Raw genomic sequence first — 17,629 nt, forward strand, 5'->3', positions numbered from 1 at the left:
ACACTTGTTTTGAAATACAAAGTCCTCATCCCTACATCCTACCCTAAACCACCTAATAATTACCCGGTTTTGTAACTTATTATACACAGTTCGCATAATTATTAATTACTTGCTAAATTTAGCTTGTATTAATCACCACATCACAATGAGAAAGATCTACGCCTTTTTATTTTTTATTTGTGCGGCTACCTCTGCTTTTGCGCAAAGCAATTACGTAACAGAGCACTACACTAAAAAAGATGTTTACATCACCATGCGCGATGGTATTAAACTCTTCACCTCCATATATACCCCTAAAGATGCATCAAAGGATAATAAATACCCTATAATGATGCAGCGCACCTGCTACAGCATCGCCCCTTACGGCGAAACTAAATACCCCGGCCAGTTGGGCCCGTCAAAATACATGATGCAGGAGGGTTATATTTTTGTGTACCAGGATGTGCGCGGCCGCTACAAAAGCGAAGGCACCTGGACCAACATGACCCCGGTGATTGATGATAAAAAAAGCAAAAAGGATGTGGACGAAGGATCGGATACTTATGACACTATTGATTGGCTGATAAAAAACGTTACCGGTAACAACGGCAAAGTGGGCCAATGGGGCATTAGCTATCCGGGCTTTTATACTGCCGCCGGCATACTAAGCGGCCACCCCGCGTTAAAGGCATCATCGCCGCAGGCACCTATCTCCGATTTCTTTTTTGACGATTTCCACCATAACGGTGCTTTTATTGAAAGTTATTTTTTCACCTTCCCGGTATTTGGTGTACAAAAAAAGGATACCACAGCTAATAGCTGGTTTACCAGCCAAATGATAAACCCAGGCACCAAGGATGGCTACCAATTTTTGCTTGACCTTGGTCCGCTAAAAAACGCGCAGAAATACTATAAAGACAACTTTTACTGGCAGGAAACCATTGACCACCCCAGCTATGACGAGTTTTGGCAAAAACGTGGTTTGTTAAAACACTACAACAAGGTTAAACCGGCGGTAATGCTGGTTGGCGGCTGGTTTGATGCCGAGGATTTGACAGGCCCGCTGGCTATTTACAAAACCATAGAGAAGAAAGACCCTAATGCTTACAATACCATTGTAATGGGTCCGTTTGGGCATGGCAGGTGGTCGCGAGAGACGGGGCACACCATGCACAGCAACATCTACTTTGGCGATAGCATTGCCACTTTCTATCAAAAAAGCATCGAGCAGAAGTTTTTTAACCATTTCCTGAAAGGTAACGGCGATAAAAACAGTGGCCTGCCCGAAGCCTATATGTTTAATACCGGCAAAAAAGAATGGCAAACATTTGATAAATGGCCTTCGCCGGCAGCTACACATCAAAAGCTTTACCTAAGCGCCGATGGCAAACTTGCCGAAGCACAGCCTGCCACACAAGCCGGTACCAGCTTTGTAAGCGACCCGCTAAAGCCCGTACCTTATACGGAGGATAATACCACAACAGTTGGCTTTACACCGCATAATTACATGAGCGAGGACCAGCGCTTTGCCGGCCGCCGCACCGATGTATTGGTTTTTCAGACAGATATACTGGCCGATGATGTTACCCTTGGCGGCGAAATAATGGCGAAGCTTAAAGTAGCCACTACCGGCACCGATGCCGATTGGATTGTGAAACTGATAGATGTTTACCCGGCAAACGAGCCTAACAACGCTTATATGCCCAACAAAAACATTATCCTGAGCAATTACTGGCAAATGGTGCGGTCGCAAATAATGCCGGCGCGTTTCCGTAACAGTTTTGAAAAACCGGAGGCCATGGTGCCAAACCAAAAAACTGATGTCAACTTTCACCTGAACGATGTGCTGCATACCTTTAAAAAGGGCCATCGTATAATGATACAAGTACAAAGCACATCGTTTCCGCTGTATGCGCGTAACCCGCAAAAATTTGTAGAAAACCCATACAAAGCCGAAGAAAGCGATTACATAAAAGCAACCCACACGGTATTTAACGATAGTTATATAGATGTGGAGGTGTTGAAGTAGGGGGATAAAAGGTTAGAGATTGGGGCTTAGTTCCTATCTGCTTTAAAGAATTTAGATTTAATAATACTGATAATAAACGAATGAAAATAAACCACAAGCTTTTATGCTTTACAGCATTGCTGCTGTTACCATACCTTACCTTTGCCCAAGGCCGTCGCGAAACATTTACCCGTGCCGATACTTTGCGCGGCATGCTTACGCCATTACGTACCTGCTACGACATTAACTATTATCACCTGGATGTGAAGTTTGATATCGATAATAAATACATTAGCGGTAACGTGTTGTTCAAGTTCACTACGGTTGATGATTTCACCAAGCTACAGTTCGATCTGTTTGCCAATCTAAAAGTAGATAAGGTGGTTTACAAAGGCCAGGAAGTACCATTTACCCGCGAATTTAACGCGGTGTTTGTCACCTTCCCTAAAACTATTGCCAAAGGCACAAAGGATGGATTTACCGTATACTATTCGGGCAACCCAACCATTGCCAAACGCGCCCCATGGGATGGCGGTATAGAGTATAATGTAGATTCGCTTGGCCATAAATGGGTATCAACCGCCTGCCAGGGCATAGGCGCCAGTATATGGTGGCCTACAAAAGACCACCAGGCCGATGAGGTAGATAGCGCGCTGATTAGTATAAGTGTGCCTGACGGCTTAAAAGATGTATCAAACGGGCGTTTACGCAAGGTTACCAAGCTAAAGGATAGCTACACTCGTTTCGATTGGTTTGTATCTAACCCCATCAATAACTACGACATTGAAGCCAACATTGGCGATTACGCGCACTACTCGGGCGTATACAATGGCGAAAAAGGTAAGCTGACCATGGATTTTTGGCCGCTAAGCTATAACCTGGAGAAAGCCAAAAAACAATGGGGCGAAAATGCACCCAAAATGCTCAAAGCTTTTGAACACTGGTTTGGCCCCTACCCTTTTTACGAAGATGGCTACAAACTGGTGGAGAGCCATCACCTGGGTATGGAGCACCAAAGCGGCACAGCTTATGGCAATCACTACCAAAACGGCTACCTGGGTCGCGATCTATCGGGCACTGGCTGGGGTTTAAAATGGGATTTTATTGTGGTACACGAAAGTGGCCACGAATGGTTTGGCAACAACATTACCAGTAAGGATGTTGCCGATATGTGGGTACACGAAAGCTTCACCAACTACAGCGAATCGTTATTTATTGAAGATAACTGGGGCAAACAGGCCGGGCAGGAATATGTGCACGGTACCCGTATGGCCATCCAGAACGCCGCCCCTATACAAGGGCCGTATAACGTAAACAGATCAGGTTCGGGCGATATGTATTATAAAGGCGGCAATATGCTGAACATGATACGCACCATTATAAACGACGATGAAAAATGGCGAAGTATTTTGCGCGGGTTAAACAAAACCTTTTACCACAAAACCGTAACCTACGAGGATATTACAGGCTATATAAACGAGCAAAGCGGCAAAAACCTTAACCCTGTATTTGAGCAGTATTTAAAATACACCACCTTACCTACGCTGGAGTTTATGAACATTAACGGTAAAATGATGGTGCGCTGGGTAGCCGATGTGCATGGTTTTAACATGCCGGTTAAAGTGCGCGTTAAAGGCGGCGAGTATAAATTCATCATCCCTAAAACAAGCTTTGCCCCGCTTGAGCTTGACGGCGCAACTAAAGACAACATTGAGGTAGATACCTTTAACTATTACATTGGTGTATTAGTAGATTAAATAAGAAGTTTTAAAAAACCCGCCATGCCGAACTCGTTTAGCATGGCGGGTTTTTATTTTCAAAATAGTGCAACGTTTTAGTTACATCTGCGTCTAATAAAAACAAACTAAAAACCCCAATGAAAGCACTACAAAAAATTTTAATGGCTGCCTTATTCGTCGCCATAAGCAGCTATAGCTTTGCAAAAACCACCATTGCCAAAGCTTTTGATAGCGAAGACCGCCACTTAACCGGCTTTAACGCTGTACGCGTTGCCGGGTCATTTGATGTTTATATTGTACAAGGTTCTACCGAATCAGTTAAGGTTGAGGCACCGTCGGATGTTATTGGTAACATAGTTACCGAGGTTGAAGACGGTGTATTGGTAATACGCAACAAAAAAAGTATCAACTGGAACTGGACAGGTAATAAAAAGATGGTGATCTATGTTTCCATCAAAGATGTAACCGGTGTTAGCCTTGCAGGTTCGGGCGATGTTTATTTTAAAGAGGGCTTAAAAGCTCCTTCTTTCAAATTAAAGCTAACCGGCTCGGGCGACATTACAGGCAAACTGGATGTTAAGAATTTAGAAAGCAGCATTTCGGGCTCTGGTGATATTACTGTAACCGGCCGTGCCGAAACTTCAACCGTAAGCGTAGTAGGCTCGGGCGATTATACTGCTCAAGACCTAACTACTACCACTACATCAGTAAGGGTAGCAGGTTCGGGCGATGCAAGGGTTAACGCTTCATTAAAAATTGATGCCTCGGTTGTAGGCTCGGGCGATGTACACTATACTGGTGGCGCTACCAACATTTCCAGCTCAAAAGCAGGAAGCGGCAGCATCAGCAGGATGTAATATAAGTAAAAGCTTTACGCAAAAAAAAGAGGGGCTCGTGATGATCACGAGCCCCTCTTTTTTTTATGTTGAGCGTTATGCTAATTGCTTAGCCAGTTTATCAGCCAATACTGATTTTGGAACTGCGCCTATTTGCTTGTCTACAATTTCGCCATTTTTGAAGTATAACAAGGCCGGGATATTACGGATGCCATACTTTACAGAAATACCGGGATTAAGGTCAACATTTACTTTACCTACAACGGCTTTGCCATCGTATTCTTTAGCAATATCTTCTACTACAGGGCCAACCATTCTACATGGACCGCACCACTCTGCCCAAAAATCAACAAGTACCGGTTTATCTGATTTAAGAACAAGTTCTTCAAAGTTTGCATCAGTTATTTCTAAAGCCATGATTTATATTTTTAAATTTTGTTGTACAAATATATACTATTCAAATAGCTTGCCACAAGTACCCGCATGACAATGTGACAATTATATTATTAACACCTACCTATTTGACAGTGGCTTTATTAACAATCCTATTATAAATTATACATACCACCATCAGCAATTAATTCGGCACCTAATAAATAGGTAGAATCATCGGAAGCGAAGAAAGTAATTATTTTGGCCAGCTCGTCCATGGTACCAAAGCGGCCGATAGGTATTAGTTTAGTAATCGCCTCATCCCTTTGCTGTGACTGATTATCTGTAAGTCCCAGCTTTCCGGCGCTGTGTAATGGTGTACCTACAGGGCCGGGGCTTACCGAATTCACTCTTATGCGGCGCGGTAAAAGTTCGGCAGCCAGGTTTTTGGTGAGCGAAAGCAAAGCCGCTTTACTTGCTGCATAAACACTTGCACCCGGCATACCAATGTGCGCATTAATAGAGGTGTTAAACACAATAGAGCCGCCATCATTTACAAGAGGCAATAATTGCTGCAAGGTAAAATAAGCACCCTTGAAGTTTACATCCATTATCTCATCAAACATATCCTCGCTCATTTGGTCAACCGAGTTAAACTTACCTATGCCGGCGTTAATAAATATAATATCGATATTGGGGGCAACGGCTTTTACCTGGGCACCAAGGGTTTTTATTTGCGCCATATCACCACTATCGGCAATTACGCCCGACGCATTGCTGCCAAGCAGGGCAACTGCTTCATCAATAGCTTTTTGGTTACGCCCTGTGATGATCACTTTTGCACCCTGGGCGATAAATTCTTGTGCTGTGGCCAGGCCTATTCCACTATTTCCGCCTGTTATTACGGCTGTTTTATTAGCTAACTTTTTCATTATCTTTGTTTTAATACATCAAATGTAGGTGCAATCTAATCATTTGGCAAGAATGCACCATTTTGTTTGCAGCGCACTATTTGGTAGGATATGGGCGCAATCGGTTTAAATCCATTTTCAATTTATTAAGATGACAAAACAAAGACACCCGGAATACACATGCAGCATGGAAGCGGCCTTAAGTGTAATAAGCGGTAAGTGGAAATTGAAAATACTGAACCAATTATTAAACGGACCGAGGCGTTACAGCGAAATAAACCGCAACATAACCGGCATTACTGAAAAGATGCTATCGCAGCAGCTACGAGAATTGGAAGAGGATAAAATTATAACCCGAAAAGTTTACCCCGAAGTGCCCCCACGCGTTGAATACGCCTTTACCGACCTGGGCAAACGCCTTACAGATATTTTTTACACCTTAGAAATTTGGGGCAGCCATTTTTTAAGCGAAAACAGGGATACTATTAAAGTAGCCGATATTAGCTGTTATACCTTAAAAGATACCGCGCCGCAAGCCCTAAGCAACTAAAGCAACACCGCCTGCATATTGGTTAAACTGTATATATCGGCCATCAGGTCGTCGCTTGGGCTTACCTTATGTGTTTTTGATAGCAAGTTAACATACATGGCCTCTTCGCCGTCGTTTATTTTGAATTTAAGCTGGCAGCTTTTTGCCGGGTACTTTTCGTTATTGGTATTGATAACTTGTTGCAGGCTATCCAGCAATTGATTGTTTAAGGCGCGCACATCCAAACAAACCGTTAACGATTTGGTGAGCTTATCGCGCATTTCTGATAACAGGCACATGGTGGTTATGCGCAGGTCCCAATTATCTTTTTGGCGGAATTTTTCTTCGATGTTACCCTTTATATGTAAAAAGTAACCCTCTACCATCAGGTTGCGGAATTTCACATAGTCTTCGCCAAAAAAGGCAAATTCGTACGATTCGTTGTAATCTTCTAAAACAAAAGCACCAAAGGGCTTACCCATTTTAGTAAATTTATGCTGCACGCTTGATACCAGCCCGCCTATGCATATTTCGCCGCGTTTACGTAGGTTAGCCAAGTTGTTCATCACCTCTTCACCCCCCTCGCCCGAGCGGGCTTTTTGGATGTTCTTTAGTTCGGTAATGGTGGTATTGCAGTATTTATCTATTTCGAATTTAAAATTATCTAAAGGGTGGCCGGTTAGGTAAATACCAATCACCTCCTTTTCGTATTTCAGCTTTTCTATAAGCGCCCATTCCTCGGCATCGGGCATTGCCGGTTCGGGTATATACGATGCCACCGACCCGCCAAATAACGACGACTGCGAGCTGCTTTGCGTATTTTGGTAATCGTTACCATATTTAATAAGGCGTTCTATACCGGTTAACAGGCCGTTTTCTGTTTTGGCAAAAAATTGTGCACGGTTTAAATCAAATTCATCAAACGCGCCGCCATAAACCAAATTTTCGTAAGCCTTGCGGTTTACTGATCGTGTGTTAGATCGTTGCGCAAAATCGTAAACGCTTTTATATGGGCCGCGTTCTGTACGTTCTTCAATAATACTTTCAACAGCCTTTTCGCCTACGCCTTTTACGCCGGTAAGCCCAAAACGTACCTGCCCCTTTTTATTTACGGCGAAAGCCATGTCGCTCTCGTTAATATCAGGACCTAATACCTCAACACCCATACGGCGGCACTCCTCCATAAAGAAGGTGATCTTCTCCATGTTATTTTGGTTGTTCAATACCGCCGCCATATATTCTGACGGATATTTTGCCTTTAAATAAGCCGTTTGATAGGCCACAAAAGCATAACAAGTAGAGTGCGATTTATTAAACGCGTATTGGGCAAATGCTTTCCAGTCGTTCCAAATTTTGGTAAGCTTATCTTTAGGGTGACCTTTGGCTATGGCGCCATCCATAAACTGGGCCTCCATTTTGTTGAGTACGTCAATTTGCTTTTTACCCATTGCTTTACGCAAAACGTCGGCATCGCCCTTACTAAAGCCTGCCAGCTTTTGCGACAGAAGCATCACCTGCTCCTGGTATACGGTAATACCATAGGTTTCGCCCAGGTATTCTTCCATATCAGCCAGATCGAAAACAATGGGTTCTAAGCCATGCTTACGTTTAATAAAGTTGGGTATATACTCTATCGGCCCCGGGCGGTATAGGGCGTTCATGGCAATCAGGTCTTCAAATTTATCGGGCTTTAGGTCGCGCAGATACATTTGCATACCGTCGCTTTCAAACTGGAAAGTACCGTTGGTATCGCCACGCTGGTAAAGCTCATAAGTTTCCTGGTCGTCAAGCGGAATATAATCTATATCAATTTCAACACCATGATTTTGCTTTATTAGCCTTAGCGCATCCTTAATAATGGTAAGGGTTTTAAGGCCCAAAAAGTCCATCTTAATTACGCCGGCGTCTTCAATTACACGGCCATCATATTGGGTAACCAGCAGGTCCGAATCTTTGGCTGTTGCTACGGGTACAATATCCGTAAGGTCATAAGGCGCTATGATGATACCTGCGGCATGCACACCTGTGTTACGTACCGATCCTTCCAGCTTTTCGGCCTCGCGTAATACTATACCCTTTAAATCCGGCGATTTGTATATCACCTGCAATTCGGGCACCTGCTCAATAGCGGTTTTTAGGTTAATGCCTAATGTTTCGGGCACCAATTTTTTTAAGGCGTTCACTTCAGACAGTGGCATATCCAACACACGGCCTACATCCTGTATACTGGTACGGGCAGCCATCGAGCCGTAGGTAATAATTTGGGCTACCTGGTTTTTGCCATATTTATCAACCACATAGTCTATAACCTTTTGGCGGCCGGCATCATCAAAGTCCGTATCAATATCGGGCATGCTCTTCCTGTCGGGGTTAAGGAAACGCTCGAACAGGAGGTTATACTTCAGTGGGTCGATATTGGTGATACCTGTACAATAGGCCACCACCGATCCCGCTGCCGAACCACGACCGGGGCCAATAAATACGCCCATATCGCGCCCTGCTTTTATAAAGTCGGCCACAATTAAAAAGTACCCGGCAAAACCCATGGTACGTATAGTAAACAGCTCGAAGTTGATGCGTTCCTCAGCTTCGGGGCTAATATCTTTATAACGCTCTTTGGCACCTAAAAAGGTAAGGTGCTTTAAATACTCCCATTGATTAAGGGTATCGGCATCGGGCGTTTTGTGTATTTTAAATTCTTCGGGTATAACATAGTTAGGCAATAAAATATCCCTTTTTAGCTTTAAGGTTTCTACCTTATCCACTATCTCGTTAGTGTTATCTAACGACTCGGGGATATCATGAAACAGTTTACCCATTTCGGCCTGCGTTTTAAAATAAAACTGGTCGTTAGGGAACCCAAAGCGGTAGCCCTTACCTCCTTCTTCATCAGTAGCAATGGGGGTGCTTTGCATATCGCCGGTGTTTACACACAGCAAAATATCGTGGGCGTTAGAGTCCTGCTGATCCACATAGTGCGAATCGTTTGAGCAGATCACCTTAACATTATACTTTTTGGCAAATTTAGCCAGCACGTTGTTTACCGTTTCCTGCTCGGGGATCTCGTGGCGCTGCATTTCGATGTAAAAATCTTCGCCAAACAGGTCAAGCCACCATTTAAACTCTATTTCGGCGGCAGCTTCACCATCGCGCAAAATAGCCTGCGGCACCGATGCACCAATACAGCAGGTAGTAGCAATAATGCCTTTATGGTGTTTTAAAATAAGTTCTTTATCAATGCGGGGCCATTTACTATACAAACCCTCCATGTACCCCAGCGAGCATAATTTAATAAGGTTTTGGTATCCCTCGGCATTTTTAGCCAACATTAGCTGGTGGTAACGTTTATCTTTATGCTCTTTGGTAAATTGCTTTTTGTGCCTGTCATCTACTACGTAAAACTCGCAGCCAACTATAGGCTTAATATTATGTTTACCGGCTTCAGCCACAAACTTAAACGCGCCAAACATATTGCCATGGTCGGTAATGGCCAAAGCCTTCATCCCATCGGCAGCCGCTTTTTTATACAGCTTTGATATATCAGCTGCACCGTCAAGTAAACTAAACTGGGTATGTACGTGTAAGTGCGAAAAATCGGGCATGGTATATCAGTCTCTCTATATCGTGTGGATGACAAATTTACCAAAAATCGTTGCTTAAAGTTGTGTATGTTGAAAAATTACAAGCTATATTCACTATCTGTAAAATGCTTAGATATATCAAATATTTTACAGCAATTTCTCCGGATCTTATAAAAACAAATCAGCCTTTACAAGTGTTAAAAAAATACAATTACGCTGTAAAGGCATACTGTTTGATAATTTATAAGAAAATACCTTAACTATCACGAATTTGGAACGATTTGGACGCATAGCCCTTAAAACAATACTTTGGATAATTGCGAGCATCATATTTTTGGTGTTGCTTGTGGTTATTTTAATACAGGTTCCTGCTGTGCAAAATTTTGCGAAAGATAAGGCGGTAACTTTTTTACAAAATAAAATCCATACCAAAGTAGAGATTGGCCATATTAGCCTTGGCCTGCCCAAACTGCTGGTTTTAGAGAACGTTTATTTTGAGGATCAGAAAAAAGATACCCTTATAGCCGGCGATAAGTTAAAGGTAGATATCACCCTTTTTAAACTGCTGCATAACAAGGTTGAAATAAACGAAATAAACCTGGAAGGCATTACCGCCAAGGTAAGCCGCGGCCCCGATAGCCTTTTTAACTTTGATTATATTATTAAAGCCTTTGCCGGCGAACAAAAAAAAGAGGTAAAGCCCGAAGACACCACATCAACCATGAAATTCTCGGTTGATAAGATCATTTTAGACCGTATAAACATTGCCTACAAAGATGTAACCACCGGCAACGATGTTAAATTTTTGCTGGGGCACTTTGATACCCGCATTAAGGATTTTGATATGGATAAAATGAAATTTACCATACCCAAAATAAACCTGAGCGGCGTTAACGCGCGCATTATACAAACACCGGCAGGCTCGTCTATTTCACAAGCGGCTACGGTAGATACCGCTGTTAAGCCGCTAAATATGACCCTTACCCTGGGTGAGATAAACGTAGATAAGGTAAAACTAGATTATAAAAGCAGCGAAATGACTGCCCTGGTAGACCTGGGCAAGTTTTTGGTGAATATGGATAAGATAGATTTGAAGAACCAATTTGTGGGTATTAAATCTGTTACCTTAAACGACACTAAAGCCGGCTTTACGTTTGCTAAACCACAAACGGTAACAAAAGCTGTCGAAAAAACTATAAAGAAGATAGATACGCTGACTTCTTCTACCCAAACTAAAGGCTGGTCGGCAGCATTAGGCCAAATCACCCTGGTGAATGATCATATTAAGTTTGATAATAATGCGCAAAACCCTATAGCCCGCGGCCTTGATTTTGCGCACATGGATATCAAAAACCTAAATGCTAATGCCGAACATATTGTGTATCGGCCGGATAGTTTATCGGGCAAGATCAATTCATTCACCTTTAACGAGAAAAGCGGCCTTAGCATTAATAAGTTTCATACCGCTTTCTTCTACGGCCCAAAAAACGCCTACCTGAAAGATTTGCTTGTACAAACTCCCGGCTCTGTGATTCAAAAGGATCTGCAAGTTACTTACCCGTCTATTGATGCCATTACCACCAATATGGGCGCCTTGGGTATAAATGCCAATTTAAATGGCAGCAAACTAAGCCTGAGAGATGTTCTATTACTGATGCCCACTATGGCGTCAATGGAACCGTTTAAATCATCGCCAAACACCATTTTAAAAATAAACGGACGTGTAACCGGCCGGCTTGATAACCTAAGCATACCTACCTTAGAACTGAGCGGCTTTGGCAATACCTACGTAAAGGCATCAGCCACAATGCGCGGCCTGCCTGATGTAGAAAAAGCATACTTCGATTTGAATATCACCGATTTTCGCACCAGCAGGTATGATATTGCCCGGCTGGTACCAAAAGGTACTATACCTGCCAATGTAAGCATCCCCGAAAATATGGACCTGAAAGGAACATTTAAGGGTAGCATGAAAAACTTTAATACAAAAATGATTTTGCGCAGCAGTTATGGCGCGGTTGATTTAGTAGCCGCCATGAAAAGCGGTAAACGAAAAGGCAGCGAAACCTATTCGGCCAATATAAAAGCAAATGATTTAAATGTAGGTGCCCTTACCAAGCAGCCGCAAATGGTAGGCAAGGTTACCATGACGGCCAATATTAGCGGCGCCGGACTTGACCCTAAAACGGCCAGCCTTAAGTTTAACGGTAATGTGGTAACCGCGCAGGTAAAAGGCTACAACTATCGCAATTTGGTAATGAAGGGCACAGCACGCAACGGCAGTTATGTGGCTAAAGCTTACATGAAAGACCCAAACATCAAATTTAATATTGATTTGGCGGCCAACATGAACAAGAAATACCCATCAATAAAAGGGACTGTTTTGGTGGATAGCATTGACCTGCAAAAACTGCACTTTACCACAACGCCTATGCGTTTTCACGGTAAGATAGTAGCGGACGTACCCACTGCCGACCCTGATTATTTAAACGCCAATATTTTAGCTACAGACCTGTTGATTAACAACAACGGCACACGCATTAATTTAGATACCGTTAGTTTAATATCAACCGCTAATGCCGACAGCAGCACCCTGAAATTGAAAACAGCTGTGTTTAGCGCGCGCATGGCTGGCAAATACCAATTAACACAGCTTGCTCCCGCCATGCAGGACCTGATAGACAAATATTACAACACCAGCCTTGCTACCAATAAGCCTAAAGTAAAATACCAACCACAGCAATTTACATTTGATGCCCGCCTGGTAAAAGCACCGCTGCTTACCCAATTTGCACCGGCTTTACAACAGCTTGATCCTGTTTTGTTTAATGGCCGATTTAACAGTGCAACAGGCGAGTTAGTAGTGAATGGTGCTGCACCAAGGGTAATATATGGCACCAATACCGTTAACAACTTAAAGCTGGCTGTTAATACCGGCAACAACGCGCTTAATTACAACTTAACTGTTGATGAAGTAAAGGTTGGCTCATCGTTAGATCTTTTGTTCACCAGTATATCGGGCAGCGCACAAAACAATAAACTTGGCATTAACCTGCAGGTGCGCGATAACGCTAAAAAAGAGCGCTACCGTATAGCCGGTGTATTTAGCGCCCTACCTAACCAATATCAATTTAGCTTTTTACAGGATGGCATACTGCTTGATTACACCGCCTGGGCCGTTAACCCTAATAACGCTCTATTTTACGGAAATAAAGGTATACTGGCCCGCAACTTCAGTATAAGTAACAGCAACCAAACGTTAAGCGCCAATAGTAACTCGGGCGAGTTTAATTCGCCCATTACGGTTGATTTCAGGAACTTTCATATTGAAACTTTAACTAAACTCGCCAAGCAAGATTCCCTATTGGTTGGCGGTACCATTAACGGCAATGCAGAGATCAGCAACTTCCAAAAATCGCCGGTTTTTACAACCGCCTTAAATGTAAGCGATTTCAACTTCAGAGGCGATACTATTGGTAATGTAGCATTAAAAGTAAACAACCAAACCCAAAATGCCTATGCCGCCAGCATGAGCATAACCGGCCGCGGTAACCAGGTTGATTTGAACGGCCTTTACTATACCACACCCGAAAGCCGTTTTGATTTAAACCTAAACATTGTTAACCTGGGTATGAAGAGTGTACAGGGCTTTAGTTTTGGCAGTATCCGCAATTCCAGCGGTAATATTACCGGTCAGCTAAAAATAACAGGTACTACAACCGCCCCTGCTGTGCGTGGTAACGTACAATTTAACCAGGTTGCCTTTAACGTAGCCATGCTTAACTCGTACTTTACTATGCCTAAAGAGAGCATTACTTTTAACGACGAAGGTATACGCTTTAACGATTTTACGCTGGTAGATTCTACCAACAATAAGGCGATAATTACAGGTTCTATCTACACCAAAACCTACACCGACTTTAAATTCGGTATGGATATAAATTCAGATAATTTCAGGGTAGTTAACTCCACTAAAAAAGATAATAAGCTGTTTTACGGTAAGCTGTTTTTAAATAGCAACATTAAAGTACGGGGCGATATGGCTAAACCTGTTGTTGATGCCAACCTTACCGTTAACGAAAAAACTGACATGACCTTTGTGTTGCCTACCAGCGACCCGGGCGTAGAAGACCGTAAAGGTGTGGTTGAATTTATTGACCAAAGCGCCCCGCAAATGGATTCGATATTGCTGGCTAAACAGCTGGATTCGTTAAAACAATCGGAACTAACAGGTCTTGATGTTAACGCTACTGTAAACATTAACAAGAGCGCCCACTTCACCATTGTGGTTGACGAGCGTAACGGCGATGTAGTGCAGTTACAAGGCGAGGCGCATTTAAGCGGTGGTATAGACCCAAGCGGCAAAACCAGCTTAACAGGTACATATACGGTAAGCTCGGGCTCGTATAACCTATCGTACGCAACGGTAAGCCGCAAATTTAATTTTAAGCCGGGCAGCACTATTGTTTGGACAGGCGACCCAACCAGCGCTAACATTGATCTAACGGCTATTTATGTAGCTAACGTACCCCCTATCGACCTTGTGGCTAACCAGCTAACCGATGCCGACCAAACACAATACAAGCAAAAGCTACCTTTTAACGTAAACCTGAATTTAAAGAATGAGCTGTTAAAACCTGAAATAAGCTTTGACATTGTTTTACCTGATAGTAACTACACTGTATCGCAAACGGTAGTAAGCACTGTTGATACCCGCCTGTCGCAAATAAGGCAGGATCCTAATGAGCTAAACAAACAAGTTTTGGGCGTACTGGTGCTGGGCCACTTTATTGGCGATAACCCTTTACAAAGCCAGGGTGCAAGCGCCGGTGTTGAAGGCGCCATACGCAGCAGTGTAAGCAGTTTATTAAGCGACCAGCTAAACCGCCTTGCAGGCAGCCTGATAGCAGGCGTAGACCTGAACTTTGGGTTAACCTCGGGCGAGGACTATTCGTCTGGGACGGCTACCAACCGAACGGACTTGAATGTAGGACTATCCAAGCGTTTCCTTAACGACAGGCTAACTGTGTCAGTAGGTAATAACTTTAATTTAGAGGGTGCTCAGCAAGGCCAAAAAACAAGCAATATTGCGGGTAATCTATCGGTAAATTATAAACTAAGCAAAGACGGACGTTATGCGCTGCGGGCTTACCGAAAAGACGAGTTTATAGTGATACAGGGCCAGGTTATCGAAACCGGTTTAGGCTTCTCGTTAACTGTGGAATATAACCGTTTCAGGGAACTTTTCCGCAAGCGTACCCAGGAAGAACGGGAAATGCGCAAAAAATACAAAGAAGAGCAAAAGGTAAAAGACGAGCAGGAAAAAGCAGCCCAACAAAAAGCTAAAGACGAAAGGGCAAACACCCAGACCACAACACAATGATGAAACGTATAACATATTTGCTATTAGTGGCGGTACTGCTTAGTGCCTGTAGTACTACTAAGTTTTTACCCAAAGGCGAAAAATTATATACCGGCGGAACAGTAAAAATACAGGATAAAGCCATTAGCAGCGGCGATGCTAAAGCCCTAAGCTCCGAAATGAAGGCGCTAATACGCCCCAAGCCTAATTCATCAATATTGGGTATGCGCATAAAGCTTTGGCTATACTATAAAACCCGGGCGCGTAAGGGTTTCATCCAAAAATTCTTTAGCAAATACGGCGAGCCGCCGGTATTAATAAGCCAGGTAGACCTTGCCAAAAACAGTACTATTATGCAAAACCGCCTGCAAAACGAAAGCTATTTTCAGGCTACTGTTAGCGGCGATACAATAGGTAAAGAGAAAACTGCTAAGGCTATATTTACTGCACTACCCGGACCGGCTTACACCATAAATAAAGTGATTTTCCCCAGTGCTACTGATAACAGCCTGGATACAGCAGTAAAGGGCACAATGAAAGAAACTTTATTAAAGCCGGGCGATAAATACAACCTCGATATCATTAAATCGGAAAGGATTAGAATTGATACACGTTTAAAGGACGAAGGTTTCTTCTTTTTTGCGCCTGAACAATTGATCGTAAAGGTTGACAGCACCATTCAGGGCCACAAGGTTGATATGATAGTGAGCATTAAACCCGAAACGCCTGAAAGAGCACGTGAGGTGTACACCATCCGTAACATATATGTTTACCCAAACTATTCCTTACGCGACACCTCGTTAAAACTGGACCAGGCTGCACCTTACCGCTGGTATAATATTGTAGACCCGCGTAAAACGGCGAGGCCTTATCTGTTTGCTAATACTGTATTGTTGCACCCCAATGATGTTTACAGCCGCACAACACATAACAACTCGTTAAACAGATTTATAAATTTAGGGCCCTATCGTTATGTTAAAAATCGTTTTGAAGATGTAACACCTGATTCGCCTAAACTGGATGTATATTACTTTTTAACCCCATACAAAAAGAAGTCTTTACAGGCGGAAATTTTAGGCCGTACCACATCTGCCAACTACACCGGCTCGCAATTAAATGTAAGCTGGAGAAACCGCAATGCGTTTAAAGGTGGCGAGTTGATAACAGTTACTGCTTTTGCAAGTACCGATGTGCAGGTTGGCGGTAAAAATGGTGGGTTTAACGTTTACCAGTATGGTGTACAAACCAGCCTATCGTGGCCGCGCATTATTTTGGCTCCGTTTAACTTTAAGTCGGACAATGCCTATATACCGCGCACCAATTTAATGCTGGGGTACTCCATTATTAATCGTACCAAGCTTTACACTTTAAATTCATATAATTTTTCGTTTGGGTATCAGTTCAAATCCAACCTGCATAAAACAAACGAGCTTAATTTATTAGAAGTTAATTACGTAACACCACGTAATGTAAGCCAATTGTATACCGATAGTATTAGAAACCCAAACAACCGTAACCCGGCGCTCAAACACGTTATTGACCCACAATTTACCTGGGGGCCAAGCTATGCCTATACATTTGATAACACCACCGAAGACTATCGCAGCAACAGTATTTATTATCGTGGTAAGTTAAGTCTGTCTAATAACTTATTGGGCATTGTTACAGGTGCCGATACATTAGGCGGCAAGGTAAAAACCTTTTTAGGCACGCCGTTTAACCAGTATATAAAATTAGAGAACGAGTTACGGTACTTTAAAAAGATAGGCCCTAACAGCAAAATAGCTACCCGCATTTTAGTAGGCTTAGGTTTACCCTATGGTAACTCAACCATATTGCCCTACAATCAGCAATTCTTTATAGGTGGCCCAAATAGTTTACGTGGCTTTAGGGCACGCTCTATAGGCCCGGGTACGGTTAACCCGACATCTACAGGTGGCTTTATTGCTGATCAATCGGGTGATATCAAACTTGAGGCGAATATCGAGTACAGGCCAAAATTATTCAGTATTGTTTACGGCGCATTGTTTGCCGATGCCGGTAACGTTTGGAATGCCAAACCGCACCAGCCGGGTGGCACCTTTGGGCCAAACTTTTTAAGCCAGATGGCAGTAGATGCCGGCTTTGGTTTAAGGTTTGATGCTACCATATTAGTACTGCGTACCGATCTTGGTTTCCCGCTGGTTAGGCCATATACAATACCGGGCCAGCAACGGTCAATAAGCCCGAGCTTTAAAAACGCCATTTTAAATATAGCTATAGGTTATCCGTTTTAATTTGGCTTATACAGTTTGCTATATTGCAGCGTTTAA

General features: G+C 43.1%; 9 protein-coding genes. 6 read left to right on the forward strand and 3 right to left on the reverse strand.

Annotated elements, in window-relative coordinates:
• Positions 1-145 precede the first annotated feature (145 nt).
• The 3 genes from FFF34_016630 (at position 146) to FFF34_016640 (ending at position 4,583) form a co-directional block, all read left to right on the forward strand.
• Complete coding sequence (locus tag FFF34_016630; protein ID TSD63231.1) at positions 146-2,008, forward strand: CocE/NonD family hydrolase; 1,863 nt, start codon at positions 146-148, stop codon at positions 2,006-2,008.
• Positions 2,009-2,088: 80 nt separating this feature from the next.
• A complete protein-coding gene (locus tag FFF34_016635) occupies positions 2,089-3,744 on the forward strand; it encodes a M1 family metallopeptidase (protein ID TSD63232.1) in 1,656 nt (551 codons plus the stop codon).
• A gap of 119 nt (positions 3,745-3,863) precedes the next feature.
• Positions 3,864-4,583 (forward strand): DUF2807 domain-containing protein, encoded by a 720-nt coding sequence (locus FFF34_016640; protein ID TSD63233.1) that lies wholly within the window; start codon positions 3,864-3,866, stop codon positions 4,581-4,583.
• A 75-nt stretch (positions 4,584-4,658) separates the two neighbouring features.
• Here FFF34_016640 and trxA read toward each other — a convergent pair whose 3' ends face one another.
• Positions 4,659-4,979, reverse strand: coding sequence for a thioredoxin (trxA, locus tag FFF34_016645; GenBank protein TSD63234.1), 321 nt, complete (start codon positions 4,977-4,979; stop codon positions 4,659-4,661).
• Positions 4,980-5,110: 131 nt separating this feature from the next.
• Entirely contained in the window at positions 5,111-5,866 is a 756-nt protein-coding gene (locus FFF34_016650; protein ID TSD63235.1) for an SDR family oxidoreductase, read from the reverse strand.
• A gap of 130 nt (positions 5,867-5,996) precedes the next feature.
• On the opposite strand from FFF34_016650, the gene FFF34_016655 reads away from it, so the two are divergent.
• Positions 5,997-6,395, forward strand: a complete 399-nt coding sequence (locus FFF34_016655) for a helix-turn-helix transcriptional regulator (GenBank protein TSD63236.1) — start codon at positions 5,997-5,999, stop codon at positions 6,393-6,395.
• On the opposite strand, the gene dnaE is transcribed toward FFF34_016655, so the two are convergent.
• Positions 6,392-9,976, reverse strand: a complete 3,585-nt coding sequence (dnaE, locus tag FFF34_016660; protein ID TSD63237.1) for a DNA polymerase III subunit alpha — start codon at positions 9,974-9,976, stop codon at positions 6,392-6,394. The two genes, FFF34_016655 and dnaE, sit on opposite strands and share 4 nt — an antisense overlap.
• 250 nt (positions 9,977-10,226) lie before the next feature.
• Between dnaE and FFF34_016665 the strand changes: the two genes are divergently transcribed.
• Positions 10,227-15,338 (forward strand): translocation/assembly module TamB, encoded by a 5,112-nt coding sequence (locus FFF34_016665; GenBank protein ID TSD63238.1) that lies wholly within the window; start codon positions 10,227-10,229, stop codon positions 15,336-15,338.
• On the forward strand, positions 15,335-17,593 hold the full coding sequence (locus FFF34_016670) for a BamA/TamA family outer membrane protein (GenBank protein ID TSD63239.1): 2,259 nt from the start codon (positions 15,335-15,337) through the stop codon (positions 17,591-17,593). Before FFF34_016665 ends, FFF34_016670 begins: the two co-directional genes overlap by 4 nt.
• The last annotated feature ends 36 nt before the right edge of the window (positions 17,594-17,629 follow it).

Source organism: Inquilinus sp. KBS0705 (assembly GCA_005938025.2).
In the GTDB taxonomy this organism is placed as follows: Bacteria; Bacteroidota; Bacteroidia; order Sphingobacteriales; family Sphingobacteriaceae; genus Mucilaginibacter.